The organism is Winogradskyella psychrotolerans, assembly GCF_018860545.1.
Lineage (GTDB): Bacteria > Bacteroidota > Bacteroidia > Flavobacteriales > Flavobacteriaceae > Winogradskyella > Winogradskyella psychrotolerans_A.
In genome coordinates this window covers 54,842-74,238 of record NZ_JAHKPN010000011.1, presented here as the reverse complement: position 1 = coordinate 74,238, position 19,397 = coordinate 54,842, and the positions used below count along the sequence as shown (strand labels likewise).

14 protein-coding genes are annotated in these 19,397 nt (G+C 34.7%); 10 read left to right on the top strand and 4 right to left on the bottom strand.

Annotated features, from left to right (window positions below; translation table 11 throughout):
- The first annotated feature begins 123 nt into the window (after positions 1-123).
- The 10 genes from KO515_RS03735 to KO515_RS03690 all read left to right on the top strand — a co-directional run bounded on the left by KO515_RS03735 (position 124) and on the right by KO515_RS03690 (position 16,487).
- On the top strand, positions 124-1,374 hold the full coding sequence (locus tag KO515_RS03735; RefSeq protein ID WP_215935042.1) for an efflux RND transporter periplasmic adaptor subunit: 1,251 nt from the start codon (positions 124-126) through the stop codon (positions 1,372-1,374).
- A gap of 112 nt (positions 1,375-1,486) precedes the next feature.
- Positions 1,487-2,164, top strand: coding sequence for an ABC transporter ATP-binding protein (locus KO515_RS03730; RefSeq protein ID WP_215935041.1), 678 nt, complete (start codon positions 1,487-1,489; stop codon positions 2,162-2,164).
- 191 nt (positions 2,165-2,355) lie between these two features.
- On the top strand, positions 2,356-4,755 hold the full coding sequence (locus tag KO515_RS03725; protein WP_215935040.1) for an ABC transporter permease: 2,400 nt from the start codon (positions 2,356-2,358) through the stop codon (positions 4,753-4,755).
- Positions 4,756-4,779: 24 nt separating this feature from the next.
- Positions 4,780-7,197, top strand: coding sequence for an ABC transporter permease (locus tag KO515_RS03720; RefSeq protein ID WP_215935039.1), 2,418 nt, complete (start codon positions 4,780-4,782; stop codon positions 7,195-7,197).
- A gap of 59 nt (positions 7,198-7,256) precedes the next feature.
- Positions 7,257-9,704, top strand: a complete 2,448-nt coding sequence (locus KO515_RS03715; protein WP_215935038.1) for an ABC transporter permease — start codon at positions 7,257-7,259, stop codon at positions 9,702-9,704.
- Positions 9,705-9,854: 150 nt separating this feature from the next.
- Positions 9,855-12,206 (top strand): ABC transporter permease, encoded by a 2,352-nt coding sequence (locus KO515_RS03710; protein ID WP_215935037.1) that lies wholly within the window; start codon positions 9,855-9,857, stop codon positions 12,204-12,206.
- Between the two features lie 19 nt (positions 12,207-12,225).
- Positions 12,226-12,969 carry a GIN domain-containing protein gene (locus KO515_RS03705; protein WP_215935036.1) on the top strand — a complete coding sequence of 248 codons (744 nt, stop codon included), beginning with the start codon at positions 12,226-12,228 and terminating at the stop codon, positions 12,967-12,969.
- Positions 12,970-13,098: 129 nt separating this feature from the next.
- Positions 13,099-13,770: an ABC transporter ATP-binding protein gene (locus KO515_RS03700; protein WP_215935035.1), complete on the top strand. Its 672-nt coding sequence runs from the start codon at positions 13,099-13,101 to the stop codon at positions 13,768-13,770.
- Between the two features lie 196 nt (positions 13,771-13,966).
- Positions 13,967-15,388: a TolC family protein gene (locus tag KO515_RS03695; RefSeq protein WP_215935034.1), complete on the top strand. Its 1,422-nt coding sequence runs from the start codon at positions 13,967-13,969 to the stop codon at positions 15,386-15,388.
- A 115-nt stretch (positions 15,389-15,503) separates the two neighbouring features.
- On the top strand, positions 15,504-16,487 hold the full coding sequence (locus KO515_RS03690; protein ID WP_215935033.1) for a DNA topoisomerase IB: 984 nt from the start codon (positions 15,504-15,506) through the stop codon (positions 16,485-16,487).
- 4 nt (positions 16,488-16,491) lie between these two features.
- Here KO515_RS03690 and KO515_RS03685 read toward each other — a convergent pair whose 3' ends face one another.
- The 4 genes from KO515_RS03685 to KO515_RS03670 all read right to left on the bottom strand — a co-directional run bounded on the left by KO515_RS03685 (position 16,492) and on the right by KO515_RS03670 (position 19,304).
- Positions 16,492-17,958 carry an aldo/keto reductase gene (locus KO515_RS03685; protein WP_215935032.1) on the bottom strand — a complete coding sequence of 489 codons (1,467 nt, stop codon included), beginning with the start codon at positions 17,956-17,958 and terminating at the stop codon, positions 16,492-16,494.
- Between the two features lie 35 nt (positions 17,959-17,993).
- Complete coding sequence (msrA, locus tag KO515_RS03680; protein WP_215935031.1) at positions 17,994-18,536, bottom strand: peptide-methionine (S)-S-oxide reductase MsrA; 543 nt, start codon at positions 18,534-18,536, stop codon at positions 17,994-17,996.
- The gene (msrB, locus tag KO515_RS03675; RefSeq protein WP_215935030.1) at positions 18,536-18,988 is read right to left on the bottom strand and encodes a peptide-methionine (R)-S-oxide reductase MsrB; all 453 of its coding nucleotides are present in this window, start codon (positions 18,986-18,988) and stop codon (positions 18,536-18,538) included. The genes msrA and msrB overlap by 1 nt, the downstream gene beginning before the upstream one ends.
- Positions 18,989-19,064: 76 nt before the next feature.
- Positions 19,065-19,304: a DUF7218 family protein gene (locus KO515_RS03670; RefSeq protein WP_215935029.1), complete on the bottom strand. Its 240-nt coding sequence runs from the start codon at positions 19,302-19,304 to the stop codon at positions 19,065-19,067.
- Between the last annotated feature and the right edge of the window lie 93 nt (positions 19,305-19,397).

Genomic DNA, 19,397 nt, shown 5'->3' with positions numbered 1-19,397 from the left:
ACATAAAGTGTATCAAAATCGGACACTTTTAGTTTTGATAAAAACAATAATATGTTGAAAATCAATATTTTGTGTTTTTGGCATCATCTTCACTATATAAAAAGTATAAATAATAGATATATAATGGACGTTCCAATTCAAAAGAAGAAATTTTCAACTCAAAAAATAGGATTAGCTATAGGGATTATTGCAATAATAGCTTTAATCATATATGTTATTTTTCAAACCTCAGGTGGTTCTAAATTGAATGTGGATAAAGAGCGTATTTCAATTAGTACAGTAAGTGAAAATGTATTTCAAGAAAACATTCCGGTTAACGGCATTGTGCTTCCAATCACTACAATTTATTTAGATGCTTTGGAAGGTGGGCGAGTAGAAGAGAAGTTTGTTGAAGATGGTGCTATGTTGAAAAAAGGAGAGCCAATTCTAAGGTTATCAAATACCGATTTGGAATTGAGTCTCATTAACCAAGAAACGTCGGTGTATAATTTATTAACCCAAATGCAGATTTCTCAAAATGCAGCGCGCCAAAATACTATTAACAGACAAAATCAATTTACAGATGTTGAAAATAATCTGATTGAAGCCGAACGTGTTTATAATTTAAACAAACGGTTATACGAAAAAGGTGCGATAGGAAGAATGGATTATGAGTCGTCTCAGAATAATTACGAATACCAAAAAGAACGGATGAAGCTGGCTAAACAAGTTTTATCTGAAGATACTATTTCGTCTAAATTAGAAGTGAGTCAAGCGAAAAACTCATATGCCAGAACGCAAAGTGCATTAGAGCTTATGCGAAAAAAAGTAGGCGATTTAGTGGTGAGAGCACCAATTGACGGTCAGTTAACGTCGCTAGATGCTGAAATCGGGCAGTCTATTAATAAAGGCACACGGTTAGGTCAAGTCGATGTGATCACTGGTTATAAAGTAAGAGTAGATATTGATGAACATTATATTTCTAGAATTTATAATGGTCAAACCGGAACCTTTGTGTTGAATAATAAAACCTACACTTTAGAAATTAAAAAGGTATTTACACAAGTTACCAATGGTCGTTTTCAAGTGGATATGAAATTTGTAGGTGAAGTGCCTGAAGGCATTCGTAGAGGTCAGAATTTGCAAATTCGTGTGGCCTTAAGTGCAGAAAAAGAAGCGTTGTTAGTAGCGAAAGGTGGCTTCTTTCAAAAAACAGGAGGGAACTGGATGTTTAAAGTCAGCGAAGATGGAAACACAGCGTACAAAGTCAACATAAGATTAGGAAGCCAGAATACAGAATATTATGAGGTGCTTGATGGTTTAAATCCTGGAGATAAAGTAGTCACCTCGAGTTATGATGCTTTTGGAGATACGGAAGAGTTGATTTTGAAATAGAAACAAGAGACATGAACCAAGATTCAAGATAATAGAGAATAGAAAAAACACTAAAATTAACAACCAATAACTAAGGGCTAATAGCCAAAGCTACAAGATAAAAACTTATACGATGATACAAATAAAAGATTTAGAAAAATTCTATAAAACCGAAGAAGTACAAACCATAGCCTTAAACAAATTATCATTTGATGTGAAAGAAGGTGAGTTTGTGGCGATCATGGGACCTTCGGGATGTGGGAAATCGACCCTATTAAATATTTTGGGATTACTAGACGATCCTGATGGTGGTAGTTTTATGTTTAACGGCACGGAAGTCGCTGGTTATAATGAGCGCAAGCGTTCAGAATTACGCAAACACAATATTGGTTTTGTTTTTCAAAGCTTTAATCTCATTGATGAACTAACGGTGTTTGAAAACGTAGAATTACCCTTAATCTACACAGGTGTTAAACCGGCAGAACGTAAACTGCAAGTCGAAGCGGTTTTAGAGAAAATGCAAATTATGCACCGAAGAAATCACTTTCCTCAACAACTTTCTGGTGGTCAGCAACAACGTGTAGCTGTGGCAAGAGCGGTTGTAAACAAACCCAAATTAATTCTTGCCGATGAGCCCACAGGAAATTTAGATAGTACCAATGGTAATGAGGTTATGGATTTATTAATAGATCTCAATGAAGCAGGCACAACCATCATCATGGTAACACATAGTGAGCACGATGCAAAATACAGTCACAGAATTATAAGAATGTTAGACGGACAAAAAGTAACTGAGAATATATTAGCGTAGTCTATCCTGCAAGGTTTTTAAACCCTTGTAGGTATATAATGATCAATCAATCAATCAATCAATCAATCAATCAGGCCGAAAACACTTCAGTAAATCATAAAACAACCAACGAGTGCTGAATTTAGTTCAGTATCTGTACTGAAGTGTCGAAGCCAAATCAATTAAAAAACGAACAGTAATTCATAGAAGCCATGCTCAAAAATTATTTTAAAATAGCGTTTCGGAATCTTATTAAAAATAAGGTGTATTCATTTATCAATATTTCAGGTTTAGCTGTTGGCATGGCAGCGACGATTATGATTGGTTTATGGGTCACTGATGAATTAAATTTTAATAATCACTTTAAAAATAAGTCAACTATTGCCCAAGTTTTTCAGCACCAAACTAACAATGGAGATATCCGCACAATGAATGCTATCCCTAGACCTTTGGAGTTTGCGTTACGTCAAGATTATGCAGATAATTTTAAACATATTATTATGGCGTCATGGGAGCAACCACGATATCTAAAATTTGGTGAAACTAATATTTACAGAACTGGTAATGCCATGCAAGAAGATGCACCAGACATGTTAGATTTAGATATTATTTCTGGTATAAAGAATGGTCTTAAAGACAAAAATTCGATAATGCTTTCTGAATCTGTTGCAAAGTCTTTATTTGGAAGTGAAACCGCTTTAGGGAAAATAGTAAAAGTAAATAATGAAGATGATTTAATTGTTACCTCGGTTTATAGGGATATTCCAACAAATAACTCGTTTAGCGAGATGGAATACATCATTCCGTGGAAACATTATGTAACAACGCAACCTTGGTTAGAATTGTCTAAAGATGCTTGGGGAAATAATTCATTTCAGTTATTTGTTCAAATTAACGAGGGTACGACTATGGAGGTTGTGACCTCTAAAATTATAGATATTAAAAAGAATAGCTCTTCTGAAACTGCTGAATACAATCCGCAATTATTTTTATTACCTATGAAAGACTGGTATTTGCGTAGTGATTTTGAAAATGGAGTCCAATCCGGTGGACGCATCGAAAACGTTTGGTTGTTTGGTGTTATTGGTTTGTTTATTCTGTTATTAGCTTGTATTAATTTTGTGAATTTAAGTACAGCACGTTCCGAAAAACGAGCGACAGAAGTTGGCATTAGAAAATCGATTGGCTCACAACGTAGTCAGCTTATTTTTCAATTTTTAAGTGAATCGTTTTTAATAGTTTTTCTCTCATTTATTGTAGCACTTGGATTAGTGTTGTTATTCTTAAACGGATTTAATAATTTGGCTAGTAAAGCCATCGTTTTTCCTTGGGAAAATCTTCAGTTTTGGTTAATTTCATTGGCTTTTGTAATTATTACGGCATTTTTAGCTGGCAGTTATCCAGCCATTTATTTATCATCTTTTAATCCTGTTGCGGTATTAAAAGGCACCTTCAAATCTGGTCGTTATTCATCCTTACCTCGAAAAATTTTAGTAGTCGCACAGTTTACCGTTTCGGTAGCCTTAATTATAGGAACATTGGTGGTGATGAATCAAATACAGTTTTCTAAAGATCGACCTGTTGGATATGATAAAGAAGGACTCATTCAAATTCCAGTTATGAGTAACGAGTTTATCGGGAAAAAAGATATCATGAGGAATCAGTTTATAGCCTCTGGGGGTGCTTTAGAAATGACGGGTACAAGTGGGCCAATGACTAATGTATGGTCTAACCGATCTGGTTATACTTGGGATGGTAAGCCAGCTGATTTCCAGGAAGATTTAGCATATACATCAGTCTCATATGAATTTGTGGAAACTTTAGGCTTAAAAGTTACTGCTGGTCGAGGGTTTTCTCGGGAATTTGCTTCAGATTCAAATGCTGTATTACTTAATGAAACAGCTGTGAAATACATGGGACTTATAGACCCAATAGGTAAATTTATTAGAGATTCTGATACTGAAGATCCAAGTCCTCCTTTAAAAATTGTAGGAGTTGTTGAAGATATGATTATTCAGTCGCCTTACAGTCCTGTGAAACAAGCGATGTATGTTTTTGATAGCGAAGATAATACGGCGTTTTATAATGTAAGACTTAATCCTGAAAAAAGCACCAGTGAAAATTTATCGCTTATTGAAGGTGTCTTTAAAAAGAACTTCCCTAACACTCCTTTCGACTATCAGTTTGTAGATGAAGAATATGGTGCAAAGTTTGAATCAGAAGAACGCGTTGCCAGTTTAGCCAGAGTATTTACAGTGTTAGCGATTTTTATTAGTTGTTTAGGTTTATTTGGTTTAGCATCTTTTGTGGCTGAACAACGTACAAAAGAAATTGGTGTTCGTAAAGTCTTAGGAGCATCCATCAGTCAGTTATGGTTATTGCTTTCAAAAGATTTCATCACGCTGGTATTCATCGCATTATTAATTGCATCTCCGTTAGCCTATTATATTATGGGACAATGGTTACAAAAATTTAGCTATCGTACCACAGTCAGTTGGGATGTCTTCGCTATTGCTTGTTTTGGAGCGTTAATCATTACACTAATCACTGTAAGTTTCCAAGCGATTAAAGCGGCAACCTCTAATCCGGTAAAGTCATTGCGTACCGAATAATCATCAATCATAAAACGAACAATCATGTTTAAAAATTATATAAAAATAGCATTCAGAAACCTTTGGAAGAATAGAACTTTTACAGCGCTTAATGTTGTTGGACTTACGGCAGCATTTGGTGTGGCCATATTGTTGGCGATGTATGCCGTTTTTCAATTGTCTTTTGATCGTTTTCATGAGCATGGAGATGAAATCTATCAAGTGTATACAGAAGATAGTGGGTTAAATGGTATTGAGGCTAATACCTCAAAATCCGAACCTTTTGCTGCCGCTTTAAAAGAAGAGGTTGCGGGAGTTGAAAAAATTACGCGCTATGTTAGTACTAGTGTCTTATTAAGTCAAGAAGACAAGCAATTCGGTATGAGTACGGCTTATGTGGATCCCGATTTTTTTAACATGTTTAGCTTTCCAATTATAAAAGGTGATAAGACAAATCCAATAACGTCAGAGTCTTCTGTGGTAATGACTGAGCTAGCTGCGAAACGTATATTTGGTGATGAAGAGCCCATCGGACAAACGGTTAGCATTCTAAGGGATGAGCAACAAGTACCGTTTACGGTTACTGCAATCGTAAAAGATTTTCCGAATACCAGTTCTATGGGATTTGATATCGTTCTGAATTTTAAAAGTCAGAATGAACATGCCTATGCTAGAACTATCGGTCGTTGGGACATGGAGAACCATGAAGTATATATGCAACTTGCAGAAAGTGTACAACCTGAGCAATTTGAAAAAAGTACCACAGATTTTACGCAATTACATTACAAAAACGAGATTGATAATGCTAAGCGTGATGGGTTTCAACCAAATGCTGAAGGACTTTATAGACAACTAAAACTATTGCCTTTGGCAGATGTTCGTTTTGCTAATTTTAATCAAGGTCAGGTAACTGTAAGTCGTACTATGCCTTATTTGGTTTTGGGGATTTCAATTTTAATTCTGTTTATCGCTTGTGTGAATTTTATCAATATGAGTATTGCAAAAAGTGCGCAACGATTGCGTGAGATTGGCATGCGAAAAACGCTTGGAGCAAACAAAAAACAGCTATTCTTTCAGTTTTGGGGTGAAAGCATTTTAGTGTTTTTAATTTCCATCGGACTAGGAATTTTATTAGCTGTGTTTCTACTACCTCATTTTCAAACCTTATTTAAAACCCAAGCGTCATTGGCAACCTTACTAAACCCATCTTTGTTGTTGGTGCTTATTTTAAGTGTTTTGCTGATTACATTAATTGCTGGAGGTTATCCTGCATTATTAATGAGTCGCCTAGGAACCTTACAAAGCTTAAAAGGGAAGCTCGACGTCAATGGTAAAAACCATTTACGAAATAGTTTAATGGTCTTACAATTCGGTATTGCTATTTTACTGATTAGTGGTACGCTTGTACTTTGGGATCAGGTGGAATTTATGAGGACTAAAGATTTAGGTTTCAATAAAGATCAGGTGATTGCTTTTCCACTGAATGGCCAACTGAATGATCAACAAGCAATAGAATTACTTCGAAATACGCTTCAAGATAAACCTAATATTGTAAGTGTTACAGCATCCAATAACATTTTAGGTTTAGGAAAAGATGGCTCGCGTTCTACAAGTGTCTTGGGTTTTGAACATCATGGTCGCGGTGTAGAAACACACATGGTGGTGGTTGATGCAGACTATATTGAAACCTTAGACTTGAATATTATTGAAGGTCGTTCTTTTCGAAAAAACTTAGCGAGTGATAGTCTTTCGGTTATTATCAATGAAGCCATGGCGAAGCAACTTAATGAAGATGATATTTTAGCCTCACAGATGGATTTAGATGATGCTGTATATTCTGTAGTAGGTGTTATTAAAGATTTCAATTTTCAAGAACTCGACCAGACGATTGCACCAATGACTTTATTTGCGCTTCCTAACTGGAATTTACGCAACGTATACGTTAAGGTGTCATCACAAAATTTAGAGCAAGCCTACACCGATGTAAAAGCAGCTTGGAATGCTATTGAACCTAATGCCGAATTTCAAGGGTCTTTTTTAAATGAAAATATTGATAGAACCCTACGTCATGAGCGCACTATGATTACCATGATTGGTAGTGGTTCAATACTTGCCATAATCTTAAGTTGTATCGGTTTGTTTGCCATGTCATTACTCATTGTAGCACAACGTAAAAAGGAAATTGGAGTTCGTAAAATAGTCGGTGCGAGTGTCTCGGCTATTACAATATTACTGACTAAAGACTTTTTAAAATTAGTCGTTATCGCTTTTTTAATCGCGTCGCCAATAGCATGGTGGGCCATGAGTAAATGGCTGCAGAATTACGCGTATCGTATAGAACTTAATATTTGGATGTTTTTAGGTGCGGGTAGCATAGCAGTAGTGATTGCCATGTTAACCATAGCTGTAAAAACAATAAAAGCGGCAACCTCTAATCCTGTAGAATCTTTAAGAACGGAATAATCATCATCAACCTGCAAGGTGTTTAAAACCTTGTGGATTTTGCTATAAAACAACACATCATGATTAAAAATTATTTCAAAATAGCATGGAGGAACCTCATGAAGCATAAGGTGTTTTCTCTAATAAATATTATTGGATTAACCATTGGTTTAAGTGCTTCTTTTGTGATTGGTTTAATGATTTATTACGATGCTACCTTTGATACATTTCATAAAGATAAGGATCGTATTTATAGAGTAGTTACCGATTTAACGAGTCCTGAAGCTAATTTTTCAATTCCAGGAGTCACTTTAGCTTTGGAGGATGCTATTTCCGAGAATTCAAATTTTGAAACCGTTAGTGGGTTTTATATTGAACGGCCTTCAAAAGTTGAAAATAGAGTATTAAATTCCGAATTTAAATGGCCCAACTTCGTCGTTTTTGCAGATGCTAATTATTTTAAGATTTTCGATTATAAATTTTTAGCTGGTAATACATCTGAAATTTTAGCAAGTCCAAATAATGTTATTCTTACCGAAAATCGAGCAGCTGATTATTTTCCAAATACAAAACCTTCAGATATTATTGGAAAAACCTTAGTTTACAATGATTCACTTCATATAACAGTTACAGGAATTGTTGAGAATTTTAAAGAACGAACAGATTTTGTGTTTGAAGAATTTATCTCGCATTCAACAATTTTACAAACTCGATTGCGAGACGATTTCCTCAATAAAAATTGGAATAACACCAACGATGCGTCTCAGCTATTTGTAAAGGTGACTTCAAATGCCGACTTATCAGCCATACAAAATCGTTTGGATGATTTAGCAAAGGAGCACCAAGATGAGGAATCTAAAAAATATGGTGATGAACAAAAGTTTACACTACAACCATTAGGAGATATTCACTTCAACGAAAAGTATGGTATTTACGATTGGTCTAAAGGTCAGGCCAGTAAATCGCTACTTATAAATCTTGCTTTAGTGGCGATATTTCTATTGCTTTTAGGTTGTATTAATTTTATCAATCTAAATACAGCGCAAGCTTCTCAGCGTGCTAAAGAAATAGGAATCCGTAAAACATTAGGAAGCTCTAGAAAACAACTCATAGGTCAATTTATGGGTGAAACATTTTTATTGGTTTTGGTGTCTGCGGTATTATCGCTATTGCTTTCTAGATGGTTGATTAATGTATTTTCCGATTTTGTGCCAGAAGGTTTAAGTTATGAACTGATGAAATCACCTTTAATTATTCTTGGTATTGCTATTCTATTACTATTAGTAACATTTTTATCTGGTTTTTATCCAGCATTAGTACTTTCAAAGTTCAATACCGTTTCAGTTTTAAAAAATCATTTAGCTGTCGGAAATAAAAAAGTGAAGCTCAGAAAATTCTTAACGGTTTTTCAGTTTTCCATTGCTCAAGTATTTGTAATTGCTACGTTGTTGGTTGGTCAACAAATTAATTTTCTTTTAGAAACAGATATGGGTTTTAAAACGGATGCTATTGTGTCTGTTTATAGCCCTAGAGCGGAACGCGAAATCTCTAAAAAAGAGCTTTATGCCCTAAAATTAAGAGCTATTCCGGAAATTAAATCGATTAGTATTGGAGGCAATGCACCTGCATCTATTTCTACTAATAGTTCTTCAGTCACTTATAATAATGGTGACAATGAGGTTAATTTAGACTTACAATTTATTTTTGGTGACGTCAATTACGTTGAGGTATTTGAGTTAAATCTTATAGCAGGACGAACCATCCGAAATGATACCGTTAAAGAGTTGGTGATTAATGAGACGTGTAGAAAAAGACTTGGTTTCAAAAGTCCCGATGAAGCAATTGGTAAAACAGTTTTATTAGGTGATCAAAGTGTGCCTATAGTCGGAGTTATGACAGATTTTTTCCAACGTTCTTTGCGAAGTGATATTAAACCGATGGCATATAGAGGAGATTGGTATCAACCAGATTGGAGTCAGTTTCAAGCCGTTCATATCGCATTTCAAAATGAATCATCAGCAGATTTTAAAGGAACACTTTCAAAAATTGAAAATGCTTATAAATCGGTTTATTCAGAAACAGACGATTATCGCGTAGAGTTTTTAGATGAAACCATCCAGAGGTTTTATAATCGGGAGCAAAAGATGTCCAAACTTTTAAATTGGGCAACAGGCTTATCAATTCTCATTAGCTGTTTAGGATTGCTCGGACTTGTGATTTATACCACTAACCGTCGTGTAAAAGAAATAGGAGTGCGTAAAGTTTTGGGAGCGTCATTGTTACAGATTAATACACTCTTATGTAAGGAGTTTTTAACCTTGGTAGCGATTGCTTTTATCATTGCGGCACCAATTGCGTATTACGGCATTAATAATTGGTTACAAGATTTTGCATACAAAACGCGTATCAGTTTTTGGGTGTTTTTAGTGAGTGGTTTGGCTATGATTTTCTTTGCTTTATTAGTTATCAGTGTGAAAACGCTTCAGGCGGCAAATGCTAATCCTGTGGATTCTTTACGCTCAGAATAAATTGTTCATTTACGAACAAGATGTGTATCAAAAACGAACACTATAGATTTTAAAATAAAAATTAATTAATTGATTTTTAGTGTTCTGTGGTTTTGGCATCATCTTCACTACATAATAAGTAGTAATAATTAATTCAGTCAAAAAAAGAATATGATTTTAAATTATATAAAAATAGCATTCCGGACGTTACGTAAAAATAAAGGGTATAGCTTTCTGAATATTTTCGGATTAGCCATCGGAATTACCTGTGCCAGTTTAATCTTTCTATGGGTTGAAGATGAGTTGAGTTTCGATTCAGAATTTGAAAAGCAAGATCAAGTGTATTATGTGCCAACGCATCAAGAATATGATGGAGAATGGAGAACGTTCAATTCTACACCAGGACCATTTGCGGAAGCTATGAAAACGGAAATTCCTGGAATTGTTAAAGCATCACGCACAAAACATAGAGATTTATTATTTTCTGTAAATGATAATGCCATTAATAGTGGTGGACGTTTTGTAGATGAAGATTTTATAACAATATTTAGCTTAAAATTTGTTGAAGGTAATGCTAAAGAGGCTTTCAATAATCCTGAAGCCATTGTTATTACGCAAGAAACGGCAGAACAGCTTTATGGCAAAAATGCAAAGGCTATTGGTAAAGTACTCAAAGTAGATAATACTGAGAACTATTTAATTTCTGGAGTGATTGAAAATCTTCCAAAAAACGTCACATTTCCTATTAATTGGATTGCGCCATTTGAGCGTTGGAGTGGAGACAAAGAGTGGACCAATGGTTATGGTAGTTTTTTCGCCGATACCTTTGTAGAATTATCACCAGAAGCTGATTTTAATAATGTTGATGCTCAAGTAAGAAGTTTATTAGAGAAGAAAACAGGAGATAGTGACTCAAAAGCATTTTTACATTCTATAAAAGATTGGCATTTAAGAGATCATTTTGAAAATGGAAAGCAAGTTGGTGGACGCATAGATTCGGTGAGACTATTTACTATCATTGCTTTAATTATCTTACTCATTGCGTGTATTAATTTTATGAATTTATCCACAGCACGAAGCGAAAAACGAGCAAACGAAGTTGGTGTTAGAAAAGCGATGGGTTCTGGTCGCACACGATTAATTTTTCAATTTATTTCAGAAGCTTTGATTCTTGCTTTTATGGCAACTTTAGTAAGTGTCTTGTTGCTATTTGTCTTATTGCCACAATTCAATTTGTTGATAGAGAAAGATTTAGTCTTAGGATTGTCGCAACCATTTCACATTGTATTTTTATTAGGCATTACGCTAGTGTGCGGCATCTTCGCAGGACTGTATCCGGCTTTTTATCTATCCTCATTTAAGCCTGTTGAGGTTTTAAAAGGACTAAAAGTTACTCAAGGTTCTGCCAATTATATCCGGAAAGGACTCGTTGTTGGCCAGTTTACAATTTCAATCGTTTTTATCATTTGTACGATTCTAGTCTATCAACAACTTCAGCATATAAAAAATAGAGACTTAGGTTTTGATAAAGACCAATTGATTTCGTTGAATGTCAATGGAACCATGATCGAAAAATTTGATGTCATTAAACAAGATTTAATTCAAACAGGAGCGGTTTCAAGTGTAGGCTTAAACAATTCAGGGATTTTAAATGGAGGTAATAATGGTTCTAACTTAACGTGGACAGGTGGAACAAACACAGAAGACGTCTTAATTTTCTTTAGATATATTAGTTCCGATTTCTTGGAAACTGCAGGAATGGAACTCGTTGAAGGTCGTGGGTTTTATGAAAACATGGCAAAAGACAGTACGAGTGTTTTAATTACAGAATCCTTTGCAAAACTAATGGGAGAAGGCAGTGCTATTGGTAAAAAGATAGATCGAGGAGATGTGTATACGGTTGTTGGTGTTGTAAAAGATTACCTTTTTGATGACATGTATGGACAAAGTGATCCTGTGCTATTTTTTAACTATCATGGTGAAGCGAGTTATATGTATTTAAAAACAAATCCTAAAATAGGAACTAGCGATGTGTTGTCTAAAATTGAAGCAGTAATGAAAAAACACAATCCAGCATTTCCTTTTGAGTACAGTTTTGTAGATGATGCGTTTAACGCTAAATTTAAAAGTGAACAACTCGTTGGGAAGCTATCTCAGCTTTTTGCCTTATTGGCCATTCTTATTTCATGTTTGGGACTTTTTGGATTGGCAGCATACACTGCAGAACAGCGCAGCAAAGAAATTGGAGTTCGTAAAGTTTTAGGCGCAAGTGTTTCTGGTATTGTCAAATTATTATCTAAAGACTTTTTAAAACTCGTTGGTCTTGCCATTGTAATTGCTATTCCTGTGGCTTGGTATGTTATGGATAATTGGATAGGGAATTATGCCTACCGCATAGAAATCAATGGATGGATTTTTGTTATAGCTGGAATAGTTGCTATTGTAATTGCAATGGTGACGGTAAGTTTTCAGGCGATTAAAGCGGCAATTGCAAATCCTGTGGATAGTTTAAAAACCGAATAAAAATTAAAAAAAGCATAATATGAAAACTATAAAATACATAGCACTACTAATTTTGATTTTAATAAGTCAAATGGTGCTAGCACAAACAAAACAAATGGTTGAATCTTTTGATAAGGTTATCATAAGTCCACATATCGAAACCACATTAGTTCAAGGAGACGAAGAATCTGTAACGATATTAGACAATACAGAACCAGAAGACAAAATAAATATTGAAGTGAATAAAAACACACTTCGTGTGTATTTAGATGATGCTAAAGAAACCACCAAGCATGAAAAAGTTATTATCGATGGCATTGAGCGAAAAATGCCGATATATAAAGGAAAAGTGTTAACTATTCTTATAACCTATAAAAGCATTGAAACTTTATCTTTACGAGGTGAGCAACGTACTTTTTGTCAGAGTTTAATTGAAGCGGAAAAGTTCAAACTTTACATTTATGGGGAATCTCAAGTTACATTTAACGATGTTAATATTGATACATTCAATGTCGATATTTATGGAGAAAGTGAATTGATAATTAAAAAAGGAACTACAGTTAAGCAGAATATTACAGCGTATGGATCAGGAATTATCAATCTTGTAGACGTTGATAATAAATCGTCGAAACTTAAAGCCTATGGAGAAGCGGTGTTTAAAATTCAAGCTTCAAAAAGTATCAAATTTACAGCTTATGGTGAAGCCACATTACGCCATAAAGGAGAAGCAGAAGTTAACAAAGGACTGAGTTTTGGAGATTCAGAAATTAGACGAATAGATTAAGTTATAAATAGTGTAAACAATATCATATTTTCCTAAAATTAGTCTTAGTTAGATTGTCCCCTTGAGGGGACATTAGGGGGGTAGATAAAACGCTATTTATAAGAAACCAAAGTAAACACATCAATCAAAATGCAAAATATATTAGTAAGCTTAAACGAAGCCACAAGAACAGTCAATTCAGGAAGCAATAAAGTAACCTTACTGGATACTATTAATTTAAATGTTGAAGCGGGAGAATTTATCTCACTTATGGGACCTTCTGGTTCTGGGAAATCTACCTTGTTGAATTGTATTGGCATGTTAGATCATTTTACAGATGGAGGTTATACCTTTTTAGGAGAACCTGTGCATAGCATGAAAGAAAAAAACCGTGCTAAACTCTACAAAGAATATATCGGTTTTGTGTTTCAGGCGTATCATTTGATTGACGAACTCACGGTTTACGAAAATATTGAAACACCATTACTTTATAAAAACATAAAATCATCAGAACGTAAAGCGATGGTTGCTGATATGCTAGACCGATTTAATATCGTAGGAAAGAAAGATTTATTCCCAATACAATTAAGTGGAGGGCAACAACAACTCGTTGGGATTGCCAGAGCCTTAATAGGACAACCAAAGCTCATTTTAGCAGACGAACCAACTGGTAATCTCAACTCGAAACAAAGCGGAGAAATCATGGAGCTTTTTGCACAGTTAAATAAAGAAGGCGTCACCATAATACAAGCCACACATTCTGAAAGTAATGCTGCTTATGGTTCAAGAATTATTAATCTGCTTGATGGAAAAATAGTTTAATCACCATTAATAAAAGTAGCATGTCAATAACATTGCGTCACTTCGAGTGGAATTTTCGCTTTTCAGAAAATTTTGTATCGAGAAGTCATAAATAGATATAAGATTCTCGATACATTTCTCGATCCCTCGAAACACTCGAATTGACGATGCTGTAAGATTGATCATTCGATACCTAAATAATTAAAAGTAACAAATCATGATACATAAACTCATACTATTAATCATCATTGTAATGATGAGTTGGGCTGGTTTTGCTCAAAATAAAACGAACAAAAGTTATACTTTAGACGATTGTATTGCTATCGCTATAGACCATAATCTCGATTTAAAATCGACCAATTTATTAGCGAACTCAGCAAAAGTAAATTACCAACAATCTAAAGCCGATGTATTGCCAAGTCTTAATGGTAGTTTTAATTTAGGGGTTAATGATGGCAGAAGTATCGACCCATTTACCAACGCTTATATCAATCAAGAATTAACCTTTTCTAACTTAGGATTGAGTTTAGATATGACCATTTTTAATGGTTTTCGATTATTAAATGCGGCCAAACAAAACCGATTGAATCAAAAAGCTTCCGACTTAGAAATTGAAGCAGCGCAACAAGATTTAATATTGAATGTCACCTTGGCCTATCTTCAAGTTTTAAATGCAAAAGATGTTTTAGAGTTGGCTAAATCCCGATTAGAAACAACGACACAACAGCTTAAAATTCAACAAGATTTTTACGATGACGAAACAGGAAATCCTGCAGATTACGCTGATATTTTAGGGCAGTTGGCAAGCGATGAAACCAGTGTCTTAGTGGCTGAAAGTAGCTTAAATAATGCCAAATTAAGTTTACAACAATTAATGAATTTAGAAGAAAATATTCACTTAGCGACCGATGGCTTACTTCTAGATTTTAATAACTATGAAGTTTCTGCCAATACTGTTTTTGAAGACGCTATTCAGAACCTAGCCACATTTAAAGCTAAGGAATTACGTATAGAAGCAGCCAAAAAAGGGGTGCGTGTCGCCAAGTCTCAGTTTACACCCGAAATTTCACTTTTCGGAGGTTTAAATACAAACTATTCTAGTGCAGCGGAATTATTTACCGCCACAGGGTCAAGTTTTGTTGAAACAGGAGATTTTGTAACGGTTGATGCTGAAGATTTGCCAATTATTACAGAACAGACCAATTATACTTCAGAAGGTATTGATTATACCGACCAATTAGATAATAATCTCAATACGGTTGTTGGTGTTCAGGTTAATGTGCCATTATTCAATGGGTTTAGAGCCAAAAATAATGTGGCTTTAGAGAAAATTAAGGTTGAAGAATCCATCATTGAGTTAGAACGCACACATGTTGACATTAAGAATGCGATTGCTCAGGTATATTTTGATATGGAAGCCGCTTATAAACGTCATCAAAGTTTAGAAAAACAAGTGGAAGCTTATGAAGAGTCGTATCGTATTAATGACATCCGATTTAAAAACGGTGTCTCTAATTTCTTAAATTATATCACTAGTAAAAATAATTTAGATAGCGCTAAAGTCAATCTCGCCAATGCCAAATACGATTACTTACTGCGTGTAAAAGTATTGGATTATTATAGAGGTATTAAGGGGTAAAGAAGATATTACGATTTTTAATCACGAAAGTAATGAGATACTTTTAGTGGCTTTTGAGTTAATTGATGTTGGGTTAAAGAATTTACTTTATAGATTATATAACCACACGAACATCATGTACTACAGAAAAAAACATGGCAGAGGCTTTCGATATGTCGATAGTGCTGATAAAACGATAAAGGATAACGATTTAAAAGATAGGTTTAAAGCCTTGGTTATTCCACCAGCTTGGACCGATGTTGAAATTACTACCAACAAATCAGCTAAAATTTTAGCCACAGGTAGAGACGATAAAAATAGAAAGCAGTATATCTACAATCCAAAATATAGAGAAAAGCAAGAACAGCAAAAATTCGATCGCATTGTTAAGTTTGCAGGTCAATTAGAACGTATGCGTCGTGTTACCGGACAACACCTTCGTAAACGTAAACTCGTAAAAGAAAAAGTGCTGGCATGTATGGTGAGACTTCTGGAAGCCGCGTATTTTAGACCAGGAAGTGATTATTATGCCAAAGAAAACGAGAGTTATGGTTTAACGACCATGCGGAGTAAGCATTTGCAAATTGAACATGATGAACTCATCTTTAATTATATCGGGAAATCAGGTAAAGAACAAGAACGCCATATTGTTGATAGAAAGTTAGCGAAAATCGTGCAAGAGATAGACGATTTGCCAGGTTATGAAATATTTAAGTTTATTGATGAAGCCGGAGAAAAACAGGATGTTAAAAGTGAACACCTCAATGATTATATTAAGGAGGTGATGGGTGAAGAATTTTCTGCCAAAGACTTTAGAACATGGGCAGGAACAGTAATTGCCGCCATGGCATTAGATGAAATAGGGTACTCTAAAAAACAAGATCAAAAAGAATTAGATAAAAATATCCGTGAAGCGGTCATTAAAGTAAGTGAGCGTTTGGGAAACACGCCATCGGTTGCACGCAGTTCTTATATTGATCCGCGTGTTATTGATGAATATATTGATGGCAAAACCATCAACTATTTTCAAAAGGAAATAGCACGACTATTAAAAGTGAATGAAAACCTTTCAAGAGAGGAAATTGGTGTATTGTGTATGCTGAAGAAGAAATTAAAATAAGAGGTTAATTCCAACTAAGATGACTGCGTTCTTGCCAATAATCTTCAGGGTTTACAGCAAGTGATTTTAGCTGTTCTATATCGTTTGTATCTAGTTTAAAATGTAAAGCTTTCAAATTTTGTTGAAGTTGAGTCGTGTTCGAGGCACCGCTTAAAACCAATTTTGGTTCTAAATAATCCATAATAAATCGTAGGGCAATGGCATCACTTTCAACCTGATATTTTTTCGAAAGTGTTTCGAGATAATGATATGCCGTTTGATAGGCTTTAAATTGATCATTTCTAAATATACGACCATTAGCTAAAGCTTCTTTAATTATAACAGTTTTACCTTCTGCTAATAATGCTTTTAAAACTGCATACGTGGATTGTTCAAAGACGTTATAGGTTACTTGATAGCTATCAAATAAATCGATACCATCAAATTTAATTTTTCGAGCTTCATTAATGATTTTTATTTGTTCGGTTCCACTTGAAGATATTCCGATTTTTAATTGATGCGTTTTTTTTAATTCATGCAATCTATACAATACAGCGTCATTTTTTAACACACCACTATCTAATGTTGCTGAATGAATTTGATAGATTTTTAAATTAGGTAATAAAGCTTTAGAAACGTTCCATTGTTCATTCAGTTTGTCTATCGAATGTTCTTTAATTTCATGCTTACCCGAGAACCCTATTTCCCAATTGGCGACATAAGTGTAACCAAATTTTGTGGAGAGGTTAACGTCTTTGTGGTTTCTAGAGGTATTCCAATCTTGCAAAAATTGTTCGCCCAAACCGTAAGAAGGCGCCACATCAAAATCGCGAATACCAAGATGATAAGCTTCATCTAAAGTGCTAAAAGCTGTATATCTAAAGGCTTCAACTGATTTATCAATAGAGGTTTCGGGTCTAATATTTATATAATCTGGTCTGCCTAAAGCTGCTAAACCTAATCCTAGTTTTGTAGTACTCATGTCATTATGGTATAAGTAATTGGTCTTTAACTTTTCCGAGTATTTGTCGCGTAAGAGGTTCAATTTAGGTATTATAAAACGTTCGCAAAAAGGTTTTTTAGGATTTTTTATAAAGTAATTCTGAATCGCTTCACGTGAAGCTTTAAATTCTGAAAAAGGATATACTCGAGTGATTAATTGATGTTCAAATTCGAGTTGAAAAGCTTTTAGTAAAATCTCTGCTTCTAGTTTCTGCACGTTTGAAAACGAATAAATTGCAGAACGGTATTTTCCTCGCATAGAATGCGCAGAGGAACTTTTGTGTGTGCGTAAATGAATCTCAATTAATGTATTCAGTGTAATAACATCAACATTAAAATGAACAATAACGGCTTCTGAAAACGTAGTGTTTTTTCCAGTTGAAGCGACATAACCTTGTTGTACTTTTTCAACACCAATTAACGCTTGAAAAATAGCTTCGGTACACCAATGACAACCTCCACCAAATGCTATTTTAGTTAATTTGTTCATTTAATTCACTCAGAATCTATAGATTTAGGTGTTTTTTAATGCTTTAACTTGTCAGCATGTAATTTTCTGAGCTTTGCTAATTTGGGATCTATCACAAAACTACAATACCCATAATCTGGATTGTTTTCATAAAAATCCTGATGCTCTTGTTCCGCTTCATAAAACGTAGGAGCAGCAGTTAATTCGGTCACAATTGGTTGTTCGTAATACGGTTTCATTTCTTGGAGCACATGGTTTGCAATATTTTTCTGTTCATCGTTATGATAGTAAATTACCGAACGATACTGCGTACCACGGTCGGCACCTTGCTTGTTGAGTGTTGTTGGATCGTGAGTAGTCATAAAAATGATTAAAATAGCTTCATAGCTAATAACGTTAGCGTCAAAAGTTACTTGAACGACTTCTGCATGACCTGTTAAACCAGAACAGATTTCTCTGTACGTAGGTTTTCCAGGTACATTCCCTCCAGCATATCCAGAGATAACTTGTTCTACACCTTTAACCTCTTGAAATACGGCTTCTGTACACCAAAAGCAGCCGCCACCAACTGTTGCTATTTGTAAGTTCTTAGTATTCATTATGCTGTTTCTTTATCTAAAATCATGGATTCTGAATTCACGCAATAGCGCAATCCACTCGGTTCAGGGCCATCTGGAAACACATGTCCTAAATGGGCATCGCAAGTATTACACATGACTTCAACGCGCACCATACCATAAGATATGTCTTTTTCATATTTAATAGCATTTTTCTTTATAGGTTGTGTAAAGCTTGGCCAGCCTGTGCCTGAACTGAATTTTATTGTAGAATCGAATAATGGAGTGTTGCAACAAACGCAATTGTACTTGCCTTCTTCATAAGTTGTGCAAAGGTCACCAGTATGTGCACGTTCGGTACCTTTTTGACGTGTAATTCTATATTGCTCATCTGTTAATTGCGCTTTCCACTCGGCCTCAGTTTTCTCAACACGACGATCTGGAGTAGGGTTGCCATTAACAGAAAAGTTAATAATGTCTTTCCAAGTTAACATAGATTTGTATTTAAATAAAATAGTCGTGAAAATATCAAATAACTTTCACGAAAAATAGATTTCAATTTTAAAAATTTTAATTATTTCTGAGGGCAGTGATTAATTCATCCTTTGTCATTTTAGATCTTCCATCGATATCTACATTTTTAGCTTGTTCGTATAGTTCATCTTTGGTCCATTCTTCATATGGTTTTGCTTTTCCTCCTTTTTTGCCGGCATCTGGTGTGTTGGCAATTCTTGCTGCTTTTTCTTTACTGTAACCTTTATCGCGCAAAGCGTCGTATTGATCTTCATTTTTAATTCTTGAGCGTGCCATGTATATGTCTTTACAATTTGTAACCGAAAAGTTCTAAATAAAAGGCACAATTGCTTAGCGCAATTGCAACAAAAATTGGCTGTGTTAATAAGC

Bases quoted from the DNA above. Each gene is read 5' to 3' on its own strand.
- KO515_RS03735 (WP_215935042.1), top strand. From the start codon at position 124: ATGGACGTTCCAATTCAAAAGAAGAAATTTTCAACTCAAAAAATAGGA.
- KO515_RS03730 (WP_215935041.1), top strand. From the start codon at position 1,487: ATGATACAAATAAAAGATTTAGAAAAATTCTATAAAACCGAAGAAGTA.
- KO515_RS03725 (WP_215935040.1), top strand. From the start codon at position 2,356: ATGCTCAAAAATTATTTTAAAATAGCGTTTCGGAATCTTATTAAAAAT.
- KO515_RS03720 (WP_215935039.1), top strand. From the start codon at position 4,780: ATGTTTAAAAATTATATAAAAATAGCATTCAGAAACCTTTGGAAGAAT.
- KO515_RS03715 (WP_215935038.1), top strand. From the start codon at position 7,257: ATGATTAAAAATTATTTCAAAATAGCATGGAGGAACCTCATGAAGCAT.
- KO515_RS03710 (WP_215935037.1), top strand. From the start codon at position 9,855: ATGATTTTAAATTATATAAAAATAGCATTCCGGACGTTACGTAAAAAT.
- KO515_RS03705 (WP_215935036.1), top strand. From the start codon at position 12,226: ATGAAAACTATAAAATACATAGCACTACTAATTTTGATTTTAATAAGT.
- KO515_RS03700 (WP_215935035.1), top strand. From the start codon at position 13,099: ATGCAAAATATATTAGTAAGCTTAAACGAAGCCACAAGAACAGTCAAT.
- KO515_RS03695 (WP_215935034.1), top strand. From the start codon at position 13,967: ATGATACATAAACTCATACTATTAATCATCATTGTAATGATGAGTTGG.
- KO515_RS03690 (WP_215935033.1), top strand. From the start codon at position 15,504: ATGTACTACAGAAAAAAACATGGCAGAGGCTTTCGATATGTCGATAGT.
- KO515_RS03685 (WP_215935032.1), bottom strand. From the start codon at position 17,958: ATGAACAAATTAACTAAAATAGCATTTGGTGGAGGTTGTCATTGGTGT.
- msrA (WP_215935031.1), bottom strand. From the start codon at position 18,536: ATGAATACTAAGAACTTACAAATAGCAACAGTTGGTGGCGGCTGCTTT.
- msrB (WP_215935030.1), bottom strand. From the start codon at position 18,988: ATGTTAACTTGGAAAGACATTATTAACTTTTCTGTTAATGGCAACCCT.
- KO515_RS03670 (WP_215935029.1), bottom strand. From the start codon at position 19,304: ATGGCACGCTCAAGAATTAAAAATGAAGATCAATACGACGCTTTGCGC.